Source organism: Ruegeria sp. HKCCD7628 (genome assembly GCF_057221005.1).
This window is the reverse complement of the sequence record NZ_JBWVBA010000015.1, coordinates 26457-42267: the sequence shown is the minus strand read 5'-3', so window position 1 is coordinate 42267 and position 15811 is coordinate 26457. Positions and strand designations below refer to the sequence as shown.

Below are 15811 nucleotides of genomic sequence, written 5' to 3'. Positions count from 1 at the left end.
GATTAGTTTGACACGATGGCGTTGAAATCGGACTTCCTGCGTTGCAGCCCGAGCAATGATCCGCCAAACACGTTGCGAATTAGGGACGAATGAAGGGCTGGACAGGGTGACAGAATTCCAGATTGGCATGCTGTGGGTCGATGGCCCGCTAAGCTACCTCGAGCAGCTCTGCATCAAGTCTTTCTTGGATGTTGGGCAACCCGTCCGTCTTTACACCTACGGGACAGTTTCAAATGTCCCTGACGGGGTCGAGCAACGTGATGCGCGAGAAGTTTTGCAGGATAGCGAATTCGTTACCCATGGTCGAACCGGCAGTCCTGCACCTCATGCTGACAAATTTCGCTACAGAATGCTGGCGCAGGAACCGGACCTGATTTGGGCTGACACGGATGCGTATTGCATCAAACCCTTCGAAACAGAGACCGGGCATTACTACGCGTATCTTGAAGGAACGATGGGAATTGGCGTCCTCAAATTACCGCCAGACAGCGAGGCGCTGGCGTTGCTGAACGAATTCACGCAGGATCCGTTTCGCATCCCGCCCTGGTTGCCAAAACGACACAGACAAACGTTGCAGGCCGCACTGGACAGTGGCTCTCCAATAAATGTACCCGAGGAATATTGGGGCGCTTGGGGGCCGGGTGCTGTTTTATGGGCGCTGCACACCTCCGGAGAAATCCGTTACGCACTGCCAGAGCATGTCTTTTACCCGGTCAATTTTACCCGGAGGCGGGCTCTTGCCCGACCAGATGTTGATCTGTCGCCCTATCTCAAGGACGATACGGTATCGATCCATTTTTACGGCAGGCGGATGAGGTCGATTTTGCGCAACCGTTTCGGAGGAGTCCCTGATCCGAACAGTTTAGTCGGGCAGTTGGTTGAAAAACACGGTATCGACCCGGCGGCAGCGCCCATTTTAGACACGTGAAATACGGGTTGCCCTGACAACAAACTTGCATAGATCGGCGCAACGCTGTATCGGGCTGCGGTGGCCTTGTGGCCATGAGAATCAAAACCAAGAAACGCCGCGTTTGGCCCATCACGCTTCGGGGGTCACATCCGGCTAAGGAGAAGCGAAATGAAACTGAATGAATTGCGCGACAATCCCGGCGCCGCACCGAAACGGACCCGCGTTGGCCGTGGTCCGGGTTCCGGCAAAGGTAAAATGGGTGGCCGTGGTATCAAAGGCCAGAAATCCCGCTCGGGTGTGGCCATCAACGGCTACGAAGGCGGCCAGATGCCTTTGTATCAGCGTCTGCCCAAGCGTGGCTTCAACAAGCCGAACCGTAAGGAATTCGCCGTTATCAACCTGGGCCTGATCCAGAAATTCGTTGACGCCGGCAAGCTGGACGCATCGGCTGCGATCACCGAGGATGCGTTGGTCGCATCCGGTCTGGTTCGTCGCAAGCTGGACGGCATCCGCGTACTGGCCAAAGGCGAAATCAGCGCCAAAGTGAACCTGGAAGTAACCGGTGCTTCGAAATCTGCCGTTGCGGCAGTCGAGAAAGCGGGCGGATCACTGACGGTCACAAAAGCCGCTGCGGCAGAGTAAGCGCTTGTGAGCGGGCAAAGACCCGCTTACATAGACATCAGAGTTTTCCAAGACGCCGCCCGAGCCGGAAAACGGTTCCGGGCGGTGTTTTCATAAGAGAGACCGATTTATGGTATCAGCAGCAGAACAAATGGCAGCCAACACAAGCTGGTCTGCCCTTGGGAAAGCCACCGATCTGCGCAACCGCATCCTGTTCACGCTTGCATTGCTGATCGTCTACCGTCTGGGCACCTTCATTCCGGTTCCAGGCATCGACGGCCAAGCACTGCGCGAGTTCATGGAGCAAGCGGGGCAGGGCATCGGCGGCATGGTTTCGATGTTTACCGGCGGGGCGCTGGGGCGCATGGGTATCTTTGCCCTCGGCATCATGCCCTACATTTCAGCTTCGATCATCGTGCAGCTGCTGACATCTATGGTTCCCGCGCTCGAACAGCTCAAGAAAGAGGGCGAGCAGGGACGCAAGAAAATCAACCAATATACTCGTTTCGGCACCGTGGCGCTGGCCACCGTTCAGGCTTATGGTCTGGCGGTGTCGCTGGAATCGGGCGATCTGGCGACCGATCCGGGCCTGTTCTTCCGCCTGTCGACCATGATCACTTTGGTTGGTGGCACAATGTTCCTGATGTGGCTGGGTGAGCAGATCACCGCACGCGGCATCGGCAACGGTATCTCTCTGATCATTTTCGTGGGCATCATTGCCGAAGTTCCGGCTGCTCTGGCACAGTTCTTTGCTTCGGGCCGCTCGGGCGCGATCAGCCCTGCTGTGATCATCGGTGTGATCGTGATGGTGATTGCCGTGATTACCTTTGTGGTCTTCATGGAACGCGCTTTGCGCAAGATCCATATCCAATACCCACGCCGTCAGGCCGGTATGAAGATCTATGAGGGCGGCTCGAGCCACCTGCCGGTCAAAGTGAACCCTGCGGGCGTGATCCCGGCGATCTTTGCAAGCTCGCTGCTGCTGCTGCCGGTGACGATTTCGACCTTCTCGTCGGGCGCAACCAACGGGCCGGTGATGTCGTGGCTGCTGGCCAACTTTGGCCCCGGTCAACCGCTGTACCTGCTGTTCTTCGCCTCGATGATCGTGTTCTTTGCCTATTTCTACACGTTCAACGTGTCGTTCAAACCGGACGATGTGGCGGACAATCTGAAAAAGCAGAACGGTTTTGTGCCGGGTATTCGACCAGGCAAGAAAACCGCCGAGTATCTGGAATACGTGGTCAACCGCGTGCTGGTTCTGGGTTCGGCCTATCTGGCGGCGGTCTGTCTGTTGCCTGAAATTCTTCGGGGCCAGTTTGCCATCCCGTTCTATTTCGGCGGTACCTCGGTTCTGATTATCGTCTCTGTGACAATGGACACGATCCAACAAGTCCAGAGCCACCTGCTGGCGCATCAATACGAAGGGCTTATTGAAAAGTCCCAACTGCGTGGCAAAGGTAAGAAACGCGGCAGGAAGGGACCCGCTCGTCGATGAACATCATTCTTCTCGGCCCCCCGGGGGCAGGTAAAGGAACGCAAGCGCGTCACCTGGTTGAAACCCGCGGCATGGTCCAGCTGAGCACTGGCGACATGCTGCGCGAGGCCAAGGACAGCGGCACCGAAATGGGCAACCGCGTGGCCGAGGTGATGGCTAAGGGCCAGCTTGTGACCGATGAGATCGTGATCGGCCTGATCCGCGAAAAGTTGGAACAAGGCGCTGAAGGCGGGTTCATCTTTGACGGTTTCCCGCGCACTCTGGCCCAAGCCGATGCGCTGGGTGAGCTGCTGGACAGCACCGGCGAGACGTTGGACGCGGTCATCGCGATGGAAGTGAACGATGACGCGCTGGTCGCGCGTATCACGGCTCGATCAACCTGCGGCGGTTGCGGTGAAGTCTATAACGACATAACCAAACCGATCCCGGCGGATGGAAAGTGTTCGAACTGCGGCAAGGAAGGTGACTTCAAGCGCCGCGCGGACGATAATGAGGAAAGCCTCAAGACCCGTCTGATGGAGTATTACAAGAAAACCTCGATGCTGATCGGCTATTACCACGCCAAGGGCAACCTGTCCTGGGTCGATGGTCTGGGCGAGATTGACGAGGTTCAGGGCGCGATTGCAGCCGCATTGGACGCCTGACCTGACCCGCATTTGAATATGGGCTTGACGGCACCGCCAAAAGCCCATATCGACCCCCATCCCCAAGGGGAATCAAGACCGCGTGCGGGATTCGTCCCAACCGCCCCGACCACCTCGAATAATGCTGAACCCTCTGGCGACACTGCCACGGTAAAGCGTTGTGAAAAAAGGTTCTGGAGTTACGGAACCGCAACGAAAAGGAAAGTGACACGTGGCACGTATTGCCGGCGTAAACATCCCGACTGCAAAGCGGGTACCTATCGCCCTCACATATATCACCGGAATCGGCAACACCTCGGCCAAAGCGATCTGCGAAGCCGTGGGCATTGAAGCGACCCGTCGCGTCAACGAACTGTCCGACGCCGAAGTTCTGAAAATTCGCGAGTATATCGACGAAAACTTCACCGTCGAAGGCGACCTGCGCCGCGAAGTTCAGATGAATGTCAAGCGCCTGATGGACCTGGGCTGCTATCGCGGTCTGCGTCACCGCCGCAACCTGCCGGTTCGCGGTCAGCGCACCCACACCAACGCTCGTACTCGCAAAGGCCCGGCAAAGGCCATTGCTGGTAAGAAGAAATAAGGGAGGGTCTGACTGATGGCACGTGATAAGACTCGCGTTAAGCGCAAAGAGCGTAAGAACATCGCATCGGGCGTCGCCCATGTGAACTCGACCTTCAACAACACCAAGATCCTGATCTCGGACGTACAAGGCAACGCCATCTCGTGGTCGTCTGCCGGTACCATGGGCTTCAAAGGGTCGCGGAAATCGACACCCTACGCCGCTCAGATGGCTGCAGAAGATGCAGGCAAAAAGGCGCAGGAACATGGCGTCAAGACGCTGGAAGTCGAAGTTCAGGGCCCCGGTTCGGGTCGTGAATCGGCTCTGCGCGCGCTGGCTGCTGTGGGCTTCAACATCACGTCGATCCGCGACGTGACGCCGATTGCTCACAATGGCTGCCGCCCGCCGAAACGTCGCCGCGTCTAAGCGATTTTGAATTGAGCTGGGGCTGTGTTTTTGCACGGCCCCAGCACGTCATTTTGAACCTCGGGCGTCTGCACCTTGTTGGTCATGGGGCGCGGACAGGAATGGAGGGATTACATGATCCACAAGAATTGGGCAGAATTGATCAAGCCAACCCAGCTGGACGCCAAGCCGGGAAACGATCCTGCGCGTCAGGCAACGCTGGTTGCTGAGCCGCTGGAGCGTGGCTTTGGTTTGACTCTGGGTAACGCGCTGCGCCGCGTTCTGATGAGCTCGCTGCAAGGTGCGGCCATCACCAGCGTCCAGATCGACAACGTTCTGCATGAGTTTTCGTCGGTCGCAGGTGTCCGCGAAGACGTCACCGACATCATCCTGAACCTTAAAGGCGTGTCGCTGCGCATGGAAGTCGAAGGCCCTAAGCGCCTGTCGATCAATGCCAAAGGCCCTGCCGTTGTCACCGCAGGTGACATCAGTGAAAGCGCCGGTATCGAGGTTCTGAACCGCGATCACGTCATCTGTCACCTGGATGATGGCGCCGACCTGTTCATGGAACTGACGGTCAACACCGGTAAGGGTTACGTCTCGGCTGAGAAGAACAAGCCCGAAGATGCACCCATCGGCCTGATCCCGATCGACGCGATCTATTCGCCGGTCAAGAAGGTTGCCTATGACGTTCAGCCGACCCGTGAAGGTCAGGTTCTGGACTATGACAAGCTGACCCTGAAGATCGAAACCGACGGTTCAATCACACCCGAGGACGCGCTGGCCTATGCGGCTCGTATCCTGCAGGATCAATTGTCGATCTTCGTCAACTTCGACGAGCCGGAATCGGCTGGCCGCCAGGACGAGGACGATGGTCTGGAGTTCAACCCGCTGCTGCTGAAGAAAGTGGACGAGTTGGAACTGTCGGTCCGTTCGGCAAACTGCCTGAAGAACGACAACATCGTTTACATCGGCGATCTGATCCAGAAGACCGAAGCCGAGATGCTGCGCACCCCGAACTTCGGCCGCAAATCGCTGAACGAGATCAAAGAAGTGCTGTCGGGCATGGGTCTGCACCTCGGCATGGATGTAGAGGACTGGCCGCCCGACAATATCGAAGATCTGGCGAAGAAATTCGAAGACGCGTTCTAAGCGCGTCTTCCCCAATGCCCGGGCTGCCGGGGACTGTATGGGCGATGATGCCCCAAGGAGAGCCGGTGACACGCATCGCCGGCCAGACAAAGCAAAAACGCAAGATAGGAATTGAACAATGCGTCACGCACGTGGTTACCGCCGCCTGAACCGTACTCATGAGCACCGCAAGGCTCTGTTTGCAAACATGGCTGGCTCGCTCATCGAGCATGAGCAAATCAAAACAACTCTGCCCAAGGCAAAAGAACTGCGCCCGATCATCGAAAAGCTGGTCACTCTGGGCAAGCGCGGCGACCTGCACGCGCGCCGTCAGGCCGCAGCTCAGCTGAAAGAAGACAAAGATGTCGCCAAGCTGTTCGAAGTTCTGGGACCCCGCTATGCCGAGCGTCCGGGCGGTTATGTCCGCATCCTGAAAGCCGGTTTCCGCTATGGTGACATGGCTCCGATGGCGATCATCGAATTCGTGGATCGCGACGTCGACGCCAAAGGTGCAGCCGACAAGGCTCGCGTTGCCGCCGAAGAGGCCGCAGACGAAGAATAAGAAAGCTTCGCTTTCTGACTTTGGCCCCTGCGTCCCAGACGCGGGGGTTTTTCTTTTTAATTGCGCGATAAACCTAGCTGGTTTGCTTCCTGCGCTAAAACCGGAGCTTTTCGTGTCCGTTCGCATGTCCGTATTTGATGTTCAGGGCCTTGCCTTTGGTATCGTCATGACAAGCCTTAGCGTCGTTTTTTTTAAAGCGGCTGGTTTGGTGACAGGGCAAACTGCGGGTCTTGCGCTTTTGCTTTCCTATGTTTTGCCGATTGGATTTGGCCCTTTGTTCTTCTTGATCGGTATCCCGTTTCTGATACTGGCTTGGGTAAAACGCGGCCCAGTTTTTGCTATTCGGACGATTGTCGTGGTGATCGGGATTTCGACGCTTTCACAACTGTTGGGAAAAATAGTCATCTTCGAACGGCTTGACCCGCTGATCGCCGCTGTTCTTGGGGGTGCGTGTAGCGGCATGGGATTGATTGCTATCTTCCGCCACAATGCCTCGGCGGGCGGGATGACTATTCTGGGGATCATTCTGGAACATAAGACCGGCCTGAAGGCTGGGTGGTTCCAACTTTCGGTCGATGTCATGGTATTTTTGGCCTCGGCCTTTGTGCTTAGCCCGTCGCAACTGCTGTATTCCTTCCTTGGGGCTGTGATCACCAATATGGCAATCGTATGGAACTTCGACGTGGCCCAGAGCGGCACCGGGCGTCCCGGTTATGGTCGGTCTGCAAACTCATAGCGATCTTGCAAACGGTCGGTGTTGCGGACATATCAATCCGTAAACATCCATGAGGGTCACATGCTCCGCGCGCTTTTGCTTTGTCTGCCGTTTGCCCTGTTGCAAGCCCCCGCCCATGCTCAAACCAAAGTGCCGCAATCGCAGGCCGAGATCAGCTTAGGCTTTGCGCCGGTGGTCAAACAGGCCGCGCCTGCGGTGGTCAATATCTATGCCAAGATCGTGCGGCAGGGGCGGGCGAACCCGTTTTTCTCGGACCCGTTCTTTCAGGATTTTTTTGGCGGCGGGTTTAACGAGCCGCGACAGCGGGTACAGAACTCGTTGGGTTCGGGGGTGATCCTGTCTGACGACGGCTATGTGGTGTCAAATTACCACGTGGTCGGCACGGCGACAGAAATCCGTGTTGTCACCACCGACCGGCGCGAGTTCTCGGCGCAGGTGGTGCTGGGCGATAAGGAAAGCGACATCGCCATTTTGCGGTTGGAGGACGCTGAGCGGCTGCCTTACTTGCCGCTGCGCGATTCAGATCAGGTTGAGGTGGGTGAGCTTGCGCTCGCCATCGGCAACCCGTTTGGTGTGGGGCAGACGGTGTCTTCGGGCATCATCTCGGGTCTGGCGCGGACGGGCACGGCCACGGGCAATGCGCGGGGCTATTTCATTCAGACCGATGCGGCGATCAATCCGGGCAATTCAGGTGGGGCGCTGATTGATGTGAATGGTGATCTGATCGGGATCAATACCTCGATCCTGACGCGTTCGGGCGGATCGAACGGCATCGGCTTTGCGATCCCGGCCAATCTGGTGGCCGAATTCCTGCGGCAGGCGCAGGCAGGTAATGACCAGTTCGTCGGCCCTTGGGCTGGGATCTCGGGTCAACACATGAGCGCAGATATCGCGGAATCTCTGGGTATGGCGATCCCACAGGGCGTGGTGATTTCCAACCTCCACCCGCTCAGCCCCTTGGCTGAGGGCGGGTTGCGTGTAGGCGATGTGGTGACGCATGTGGACGGGGATGAAGTCAATTCCCCCGCCGAGATGAAGTTCCGCATGTCTGTTGCCGGCGTCGGTGGCACGTCGGTTTTGACCTTGTTGCGTGGTGGGACGCAGGATGAGGTCGAGGTTGCCCTGATCCCGGCCCCTGATACGCCCTCGGCGGATGAAACCACGCTGGATGATCGGACGGTGATGCCGGGGCTGGTGGTCTCGCGCGTCAACCCGGCGGTGATCGCCAAGATGGGCCTGCGGTTGACGGAAGCCGGCGTGGTTGTGTTGGATGCCGGGCGGTATGGCGGGCGCTCGGGGTTGCGCGTTGGGGACGTTCTTAACAGCATCAACGGCAACGCGATTGCCCATCCCGATGACGTAACCCGCGCGCTGACCGATCCGGGCCGCCGGGTTCAGTTTGAATTGCTGCGCGGTGGGCGATCGGTCTCGCTGCGGTTCCGGCTATGAGCGATCTGTTCGACACCGGGGGCGACCGACTTGCGCCGCCCGCGCATCGCCCTCTGGCCGACCGGCTGCGCCCGCAGACACTGGCCGAGGTGATCGGGCAGGAACAGGTGTTGGGCCCTGATGCGCCTTTGGGGGTGATGCTGGCCTCGGGCAGCTTATCCAGTCTGGTGTTCTGGGGGCCGCCGGGGGTGGGCAAGACCACCATCGCGCGGCTTTTGGCGCAGGAAACCGATCTGCATTTCGTTCAGATCAGTGCGATTTTTACCGGCGTTCCCGATCTGCGAAAGGTGTTCGAGGCCGCGAAAATCCGCCATCAGAACGGGCAGGGCACGCTGCTGTTCGTGGATGAGATTCATCGTTTCAACAAGGCCCAGCAGGATGGCTTCCTGCCCCATATGGAGGACGGCACGATCCTGCTGGTGGGGGCGACAACCGAGAACCCCTCGTTCGAGTTGAACGCCGCTGTGCTGAGCCGCGCGCAAGTGTTGGTGCTGGAACGCCTTGATTTGGCCGATCTGGAGCGTCTGACGCAGCGCGCCGAAAAGGAGCTGGGCAAGGCGCTACCTTTGACCGGGCCTGCACGTGACGCATTGCACGAGATGGCTGATGGCGACGGGCGGGCGTTGTTGAACCTAATCGAACAGATTGCGGCGTGGAAAGTCGATACTCCGCTGGATCGTGAGGTGCTGGCAACCCGCCTGATGCGGCGCGCGACGAAATACGACAAGTCGGGGGACGAGCACTACAACCTGATCTCGGCTCTGCACAAATCGGTGCGTGGCTCAGACCCGGATGCGGCGTTGTATTGGTTTGCCCGAATGCTGGAAGGGGGTGAAGACCCTCGCTATATCGCGCGGCGTCTGACCATCATGGCGGTCGAGGATATCAGCCTGGCCGATCCGCAGGCACAGGCTTTGGCGCTTCATGCGTGGGAAGTCTATGAACGGATTGGCAGTCCCGAAGGCGAATTGGCGCTGGCGCAGGCGGTGGTCTATTTGGCCTTGGCACCCAAATCGAACGGGGCCTATGCGGGCTACAAGGCTGCTCGCGAACTGGCGCGAAAATCGGGTAGCGAACCTCCACCCAAACATATCCTGAACGCACCGACTTCGTTGATGAAAGAACAGGGCTATGGTGCGGGCTATGCCTATGATCACGACGCCGAGGATGGATTTTCGGGCCAGAACTATTTTCCCGATGGCATGGACCGCCCGGACCTGTACCAGCCGGTCGAGCGCGGGTTCGAGCGAGAGTTGAAGAAACGTCTGGAGTATTTCGCCAAGCTACGGGCCCAACGCAATCGTTAGTGCCGCTGCGTCAAGGGCGACAGGGCGGTAAAATCGCGCTTGGCTTGGGTCATGAGAGTTCAGGGAGGAAGCTCATGACCGTATCCATAGACAAAACCGATGACGTCTGGACTATCATCCACGACCGCCCCGAGGCCCGGAATGCCGTGGACAATATCCATGCCGAGACGCTGGTCGACGCGTTTCTGGAATTTGAAGGCAGCCCGGCCAAGGTGGCTGTGTTCTGGGGCAAGGGCGGGAATTTCTGCGCTGGATGGGATCTGAAACTGGCAGCCACTCTCTCTGACCCGGATTTGCGTGAGGCATATTTTGACCGTCTGTCCTTTCCCATCGGCTCGGCGCCCTCGATGGTCGGGCCATTGGGGCCATCAAGGCTGGAGCTGTCCAAACCCGTCATAGGCGCGGTTGAGGGCGCGGCTGTGGCTGGCGGGATGGAGCTGGCGCTGTGGTGCGATATCCGCGTGATGGCGGAAACCGCATACCTGGGTGTCTATTGCCGCCGCTGGGGGATCACGCTCATGGATGGGGGTTCAGTCCGGTTGCCGCGCCTAGTCGGGCAGGGCAAAGCTTTGGAAATCGCTCTGACCGGTCGCAAGGTTGAGGCGCAGGAGTGCTACAATATCGGATTGGCCGAAAAGATCGTGCCGCATGGTCAGGCCCGCGCCGCAGCCGAGGCCATGGCGCATGAAATCGCCCGCTTTCCGCAAGAGGCGGTGCGAGCCGATCGTCGCTCGATCATCGAAACGCGGGGGATGCCGGTGCGCGAAGCGCTTAAGGTCGAATGGGCCAACGGGTTGGATGCGATCCGCCGCGAAGGCACCGCCGGGGCGAGCAGGTTCCGGGATGGGGCCGGGCGCGGGGGTGACTTTACCAATATCTGACCGGGTTGACTCTGCCGGTAAGTCACGCCACAGACGCGCATGTTTTCAATGGCACTGAATGGCACACAACCCGCGCGGATCCGGCGCGCGAAAGGGATATCGGCATGAGCGGCGTACAGATGATCACCGTGGCAGAAGGCGATGGCGACCAGCGGGTCGATCGGTGGCTGCGCCGCCTGTTTCCACATGTCAGCCAGGGCCGCATTGAAAAGATGTGCCGCAAGGGTGAGCTCCGCGTGGACGGCGGGCGGGTGAAAGCTGCGACCCGGCTTGAGGTCGGACAGGTCGTACGGGTGCCGCCGCTGCCCGATGCCGATCACAAACCGGCCGAGATCAAGCGACGCATTTCGGATGCGGATGCCAAGATGATCCAGGCCTGTGTGATCTACCGCGACGATCACGTGCTGGTGCTGAACAAACCGCATGGCCTGCCGGTGCAGGGCGGCAGCGGACAGACGCGGCACGTTGACTGCCTGTCCGAGGCGCTGCGCTTTGGTTATGACGAAAATCCGCGTCTTGTGCATCGGCTGGACAAGGACACATCCGGCGTTCTGCTGCTGGCCCGCACGCGCGAGGCCGCCAAGGGGCTGACGGCGGCCTTCCGGCATCGCGATACGCGCAAAATCTACTGGGCCTTGGTTGCAGGTGTGCCGACCCCTTATCTGGGTGAGATCAAGACTGGTCTGGTCAAGGCCGCCGGTCACGGCAAGCACGGCGAGGGTGAGAAAATGATCCCCGTCCACCTGAACGAGGTCAACGACACCCCCGGCGCGAAACGGGCGCATACGCATTATGCAACGCTCTACCGTGTGGCAGGGCGGGCGGCTTGGGTTGCGATGGAGCCGATCACCGGCCGCACTCACCAGCTTCGGGCGCATATGGCGGCGATTGGGCATCCGATCATCGGGGACGGCAAATACGGTGGCTCGGGTCAGGAAAACCTTGGCGATGGCTGGGGCGCACAGCTAGGCGGGATCATAAGCAAAAAGCTGCACCTACACGCGCGGCAGGCCTCGTTCGAACACCCGGTGACGCGCAAGACGATTACCGTGAAAGCCCCCTTGCCGGATCACATGAAACACAGCTGGGACACGTTCGGCTGGACCGAGGACCTGGCCGCCGACGACCCGTTCGAGGAACTGCAATGAACACACCGCTGCGTCTGGTGCTGTTCGACGTGGATGGCACTCTGGTTGACAGTCAGGGCAGCATCGTTGCCGCGATGACGGCCAGTTTCGACGCGCTGTCCTTGCCGGTGCCGGATCGCTCGGCGATCCTGTCCATTGTTGGCCTGTCGCTGCCCAAGGCGATGGCGCAGCTTGCGCCGCAGCATTCGGATGCGGATCAGGTGCGGCTGGTCGAGGGGTATAAACAGGCGTACCACGCACATCGGCTGGAACAGGGTATGGCGGGATCGCCGCTCTATCCCGGTGCCCGCGAGGTGATTGAGGCGTTGCACGCCATCCCCGAAGTTCTGCTGGGCGTGGCCACCGGGAAGTCTCAGCGCGGATTGGATGCGTTGATCGAAGGGCACGGGCTGCAGGGTTATTTTGTCACGCGGCAGGTGGCGGATCATCACCCCTCGAAACCGCACCCGTCGATGATTGACACCGCGCGGGCCGAGACGGGGGTTGAGGCAATCGATACCGTAATGATCGGCGACACCCGGTTTGACATGGACATGGCCACCGCTGCGGGCGTGCCCAGCGTTGGCGTCACCTGGGGTTATCACCCGCGCCCCGCGCTAGAGGCCGCGACAACCATCATTGAAACCTTTGACCAGTTGCCCAATGCGCTGGAACAAATCTGGACCTGAGACGATGAGCGACTGGAAACCCAAACGATTCTGGACCCAAAGCGCAGTAGTCGAGGCTGAAGGCGGCTTTACCGTCGAGCTGGATGGCCGCCGGGTGAAAACGCCCGCCAAGGCGGGTTTGATCGTGCCTACGCAGACCATGGCGCAGGAGATTGCCGCCGAGTGGGACGCGCAGGAAAAAGAAGTCGACCCGACCAACATGCCCTTCACCCGCTCTGCCAATGCGGCCATCGACAAGGTGCAGCATCAGCACGCCGAAGTTGCAGACATGTTGGCTGATTACGGCGATTCGGACTTGTTATGTTACCGTGCGACGCACCCGCAAGAGTTGCAGCAGTGGCAAGCCGAGCAATGGGACCCGGCGCTGGATTGGGCGGCAGAGACACTCGCCGCGCGTTTGGTGCCCGTTGCTGGTGTCTTGCACAGACCTCAGGACACGTCGACCCTGCAGAGCTTGAGGCAGCGTGTCCATGATTTCAATGACTTCCAGCTTGCAGCCTTCCACGATCTGGTCAGCCTGTCCGGGTCGCTGATCCTTGGGTTCGCCGTTTCGGCCAATTGGCGCGCGGTGGAAGATATCTGGGAAATTTCGCGGCTGGACGAACTTTGGCAAATTGAACAATGGGGCCATGACGACGAAGCGCATGCTGCGTCCGAAGTCAAACGCGCCGCGTTCCTACACGCCAAACGGTTCTTTGATCTCTCGGTTTGAGCCCTGACGCCTGAAATTCCGCCAAAGACGCGGACATCTGCAAGGTGATCCATCGTTTTCGCTGATCCGACCCTTGACGTTTGTTTATGAATGCGACCAAACTCAAGCCCACTAAAGGGGAGACACCTTTGGGGAAACCTTTCCGGTGCCAAAGGTGCCGGACAGAACCGTCTCTGGACAGGGGCGGAAAATCAGGAAGAGGTAAAAATGAAAAAATCCGTAATTTTGGGCGTGGCGACCGTTGCCGGCCTGGCTGCAGGCGCAGCGACAGCGGGGACTGTCGATGATGTTAAAGCGCGCGGTAAGCTGAACTGCGGTGTAACCACCGGTCTGGTTGGCTTTGCTGCACCCGATGCAAATGGTGAATGGAAAGGCTTTGACGTTGCGGTCTGCCGTGCTGTCGCAGCAGCCGTTCTGGGCGATGCAAGCGCCGTCGAGTTTGTTCCGACAACTGGTAAAACCCGCTTTACTGCGCTGGCCTCGGGTGAGATCGACATGCTGGCCCGTAACACCACGTGGACGTTCAGCCGCGACGTGGACCTGAAGTTCGAATTCGTGGGCGTAAACTACTACGACGGTCAGGGCTTCATGGTTCCCAAGGCGCTGGGCGTCAGCTCGGCCAAGGAACTGGACGGCGCAACCGTCTGCATCCAGACCGGCACCACCACCGAGCTGAACCTGGCGGACTTCTTCCGCTCGAACAACATCAGCTACGAGCCGGTTCCGATCGAAACCAACGCTGAAGCGCAGCAGCAGTATCTGGCTGGCGCATGTGACGTTTACACCACCGACGCATCTGGTCTGGCCGCAACCCGCGCCACATTTGAAGATCCGTCGGCGCACGTCCTGCTGCCCGAAATCATCTCGAAAGAGCCGCTGGGCCCGCTGGTCCGTCATGGCGATCACGAGTGGGGCGACGTTGTCCGCTGGACTCTGAACGCGCTGATCTCGGCTGAAGAGCTGGGCGTGACCTCAGCCAACATCGACGAGATGGCCGCTGGCACCAACAACCCGGAAGTGAACCGTCTGCTGGGTACCGAAGGTACTCTGGGCGAGATGCTGGGTCTGGATGCCGACTGGGCTATGAAAGCGATCAAATCGGGCGGCAACTATGGCGAAGTCTTCGCGCAGAACATCGGCGAAGAAACTCCAATCGGTCTGGCACGCGGTCTGAACGCACAGTGGACCGATGGCGGCCTGCTGTACTCGCCGCCGTTCCGATAAAATCCATTGAAAAGGGCGCAGGGTTAACCTGCGCCCTTTTTCCAAAACAGAATGCTACGGACTGCTCGGGAGCGGGGAAAACCCTGCCGGGAAGGAAGCGTCCGAAAAGCACGGGGATCCCATAATATGTCGACTATGACTGACCCACCGAAAGCTGACTTTCGGTTGTCTATGCTCATAAACGATACCCGCTATCGCTCACTTACTTTCCAGGTGATTGCGGCAATCGTCATTGCGCTTTGTATTTGGTATCTGGGTAATAACCTGATCCAGAACCTTCGGGCCGCGGGGCTCAATATCTCCTACACATTCCTGGGCGACCCGGCCGGGTATGACATCAACCAGCGACTGATCGAGTATGACAGCCAGTCTTCGCACGGAAGAGCGGCTGTCGTCGGTATTCTGAACACCCTTTTGGTTGCGTTTTTGGCATGTATTACGGCCACAGTGTTCGGCGTAATCGCAGGTGTGCTGCGTTTGTCGAACAACTGGCTCGTTTCCAAGTTGATGGCGGTGTATGTCGAGATATTCCGGAATATTCCGGTTCTCATCTGGATCATCATCATTTTCACCATCATGACGGCAGTTTTGCCGGGGCCGCGGGCTTTCCGAGGCGACAACCCGACTTCAAGCATGCTGTTTGATTTGTTCGCCTTCACCAACCGTGGCGTCTATATTCCCCGCCCAGAATTTACAAACGGCTTGTTTGGCGCGACGGTCTTGAATTGGCTGCTGGTTGTCGTGGTTCTGATCGGATCCTGGTTCGGATCTCGTGAAATCGAGAAACGTGCCACTTTGAAGCAAGAGCAAACCGGCGAACGGCCCAAAACCCTGGTCGTCAAGCTGGCAGTTTGGCTGGTACCGTTTGCTCTGTTGATGGTTTTGATGGGATTGACTTGGGATGTCCCGGCGCTGAAAGGCTTTAACTTCAGCGGAGGAATTAAGGTCGGTGGTCCGCTCATTGCGCTTTGGTTCGCATTGTCGATCTACACCGGTGCCTTCATCGCGGAAAACGTCCGGGCGGGTATCCAAGCGATATCGAAAGGTCAGACAGAGGCCGCCGCCGCGTTGGGTCTGCGTCAGGGTCGGATCATGAATCTGGTCATCTTGCCTCAGGCTTTGCGGGTCATCATCCCGCCGCTGATTTCGCAGTATCTCAACATCACCAAGAACTCGTCTCTGGCGATTGCGGTGGGTTACGCGGACATCACTGCGACGCTGGGCGGTATCACGTTGAACCAAACGGGTCGTGCGATTGAATGCGTCTTGCTGCTGATGCTGTTCTATCTGACAGCCTCTCTGATGATCTCGATGGTGATGAATATCTACAACGCATCCGTCAAGTTGAAGGAGCGCTGA

At 58.6% G+C, this 15811-nt stretch carries 17 protein-coding genes; all 17 read left to right on the top strand.

The genetic code is table 11. The annotated features are described in order from the left end of the window. The first annotated feature begins 55 nt into the window (after positions 1–55). The 17 genes from AC2TAD_RS20535 to AC2TAD_RS20455 all read left to right on the top strand — a co-directional run bounded on the left by AC2TAD_RS20535 (position 56) and on the right by AC2TAD_RS20455 (position 15811). On the top strand, positions 56–928 hold the full coding sequence (locus AC2TAD_RS20535; protein WP_480870094.1) for a hypothetical protein: 873 nt from the start codon (positions 56–58) through the stop codon (positions 926–928). A gap of 150 nt (positions 929–1078) precedes the next feature. Next, a complete protein-coding gene (rplO, locus tag AC2TAD_RS20530; protein ID WP_170356674.1) occupies positions 1079–1552 on the top strand; it encodes a 50S ribosomal protein L15 in 474 nt (157 codons plus the stop codon). A gap of 109 nt (positions 1553–1661) precedes the next feature. After that, positions 1662–3026: a preprotein translocase subunit SecY gene (secY, locus tag AC2TAD_RS20525; protein WP_170356673.1), complete on the top strand. Its 1365-nt coding sequence runs from the start codon at positions 1662–1664 to the stop codon at positions 3024–3026. After that, the gene (locus AC2TAD_RS20520) at positions 3023–3670 is read left to right on the top strand and encodes an adenylate kinase (RefSeq protein WP_170755581.1); all 648 of its coding nucleotides are present in this window, start codon (positions 3023–3025) and stop codon (positions 3668–3670) included. Before secY ends, AC2TAD_RS20520 begins: the two co-directional genes overlap by 4 nt. A gap of 211 nt (positions 3671–3881) precedes the next feature. After that, positions 3882–4250: a 30S ribosomal protein S13 gene (gene rpsM, locus AC2TAD_RS20515; protein WP_170332212.1), complete on the top strand. Its 369-nt coding sequence runs from the start codon at positions 3882–3884 to the stop codon at positions 4248–4250. Between the two features lie 15 nt (positions 4251–4265). Next, a complete protein-coding gene (gene rpsK / locus AC2TAD_RS20510; protein ID WP_008757289.1) occupies positions 4266–4655 on the top strand; it encodes a 30S ribosomal protein S11 in 390 nt (129 codons plus the stop codon). A gap of 114 nt (positions 4656–4769) precedes the next feature. Further along, entirely contained in the window at positions 4770–5786 is a 1017-nt protein-coding gene (locus AC2TAD_RS20505; protein WP_480497475.1) for a DNA-directed RNA polymerase subunit alpha, read from the top strand. Positions 5787–5904: 118 nt separating this feature from the next. After that, positions 5905–6327, top strand: a complete 423-nt coding sequence (gene rplQ, locus AC2TAD_RS20500; RefSeq protein ID WP_170356670.1) for a 50S ribosomal protein L17 — start codon at positions 5905–5907, stop codon at positions 6325–6327. 112 nt (positions 6328–6439) lie between these two features. Next, complete coding sequence (locus tag AC2TAD_RS20495) at positions 6440–7063, top strand: YitT family protein (protein ID WP_480870091.1); 624 nt, start codon at positions 6440–6442, stop codon at positions 7061–7063. 60 nt (positions 7064–7123) lie between these two features. Then, positions 7124–8512 carry a trypsin-like peptidase domain-containing protein gene (locus AC2TAD_RS20490; protein ID WP_480870089.1) on the top strand — a complete coding sequence of 463 codons (1389 nt, stop codon included), beginning with the start codon at positions 7124–7126 and terminating at the stop codon, positions 8510–8512. Continuing rightward, positions 8509–9819, top strand: a complete 1311-nt coding sequence (locus AC2TAD_RS20485; protein ID WP_480870087.1) for a replication-associated recombination protein A — start codon at positions 8509–8511, stop codon at positions 9817–9819. The genes AC2TAD_RS20490 and AC2TAD_RS20485 overlap by 4 nt, the downstream gene beginning before the upstream one ends. Positions 9820–9893: 74 nt before the next feature. Continuing rightward, positions 9894–10700 (top strand): crotonase/enoyl-CoA hydratase family protein, encoded by an 807-nt coding sequence (locus tag AC2TAD_RS20480; RefSeq protein WP_480870085.1) that lies wholly within the window; start codon positions 9894–9896, stop codon positions 10698–10700. 104 nt (positions 10701–10804) lie between these two features. Continuing rightward, positions 10805–11848 (top strand): RluA family pseudouridine synthase, encoded by a 1044-nt coding sequence (locus AC2TAD_RS20475; RefSeq protein ID WP_480870083.1) that lies wholly within the window; start codon positions 10805–10807, stop codon positions 11846–11848. Next, positions 11845–12516, top strand: coding sequence for an HAD-IA family hydrolase (locus AC2TAD_RS20470; protein ID WP_480870081.1), 672 nt, complete (start codon positions 11845–11847; stop codon positions 12514–12516). The genes AC2TAD_RS20475 and AC2TAD_RS20470 overlap by 4 nt, the downstream gene beginning before the upstream one ends. 4 nt (positions 12517–12520) lie before the next feature. After that, positions 12521–13228 (top strand): ATP12 family chaperone protein, encoded by a 708-nt coding sequence (locus AC2TAD_RS20465; protein WP_480870079.1) that lies wholly within the window; start codon positions 12521–12523, stop codon positions 13226–13228. Between the two features lie 207 nt (positions 13229–13435). After that, positions 13436–14452: an amino acid ABC transporter substrate-binding protein gene (locus AC2TAD_RS20460; protein ID WP_170356663.1), complete on the top strand. Its 1017-nt coding sequence runs from the start codon at positions 13436–13438 to the stop codon at positions 14450–14452. A gap of 126 nt (positions 14453–14578) precedes the next feature. Then, on the top strand, positions 14579–15811 hold the full coding sequence (locus AC2TAD_RS20455) for an amino acid ABC transporter permease (RefSeq protein ID WP_170356662.1): 1233 nt from the start codon (positions 14579–14581) through the stop codon (positions 15809–15811).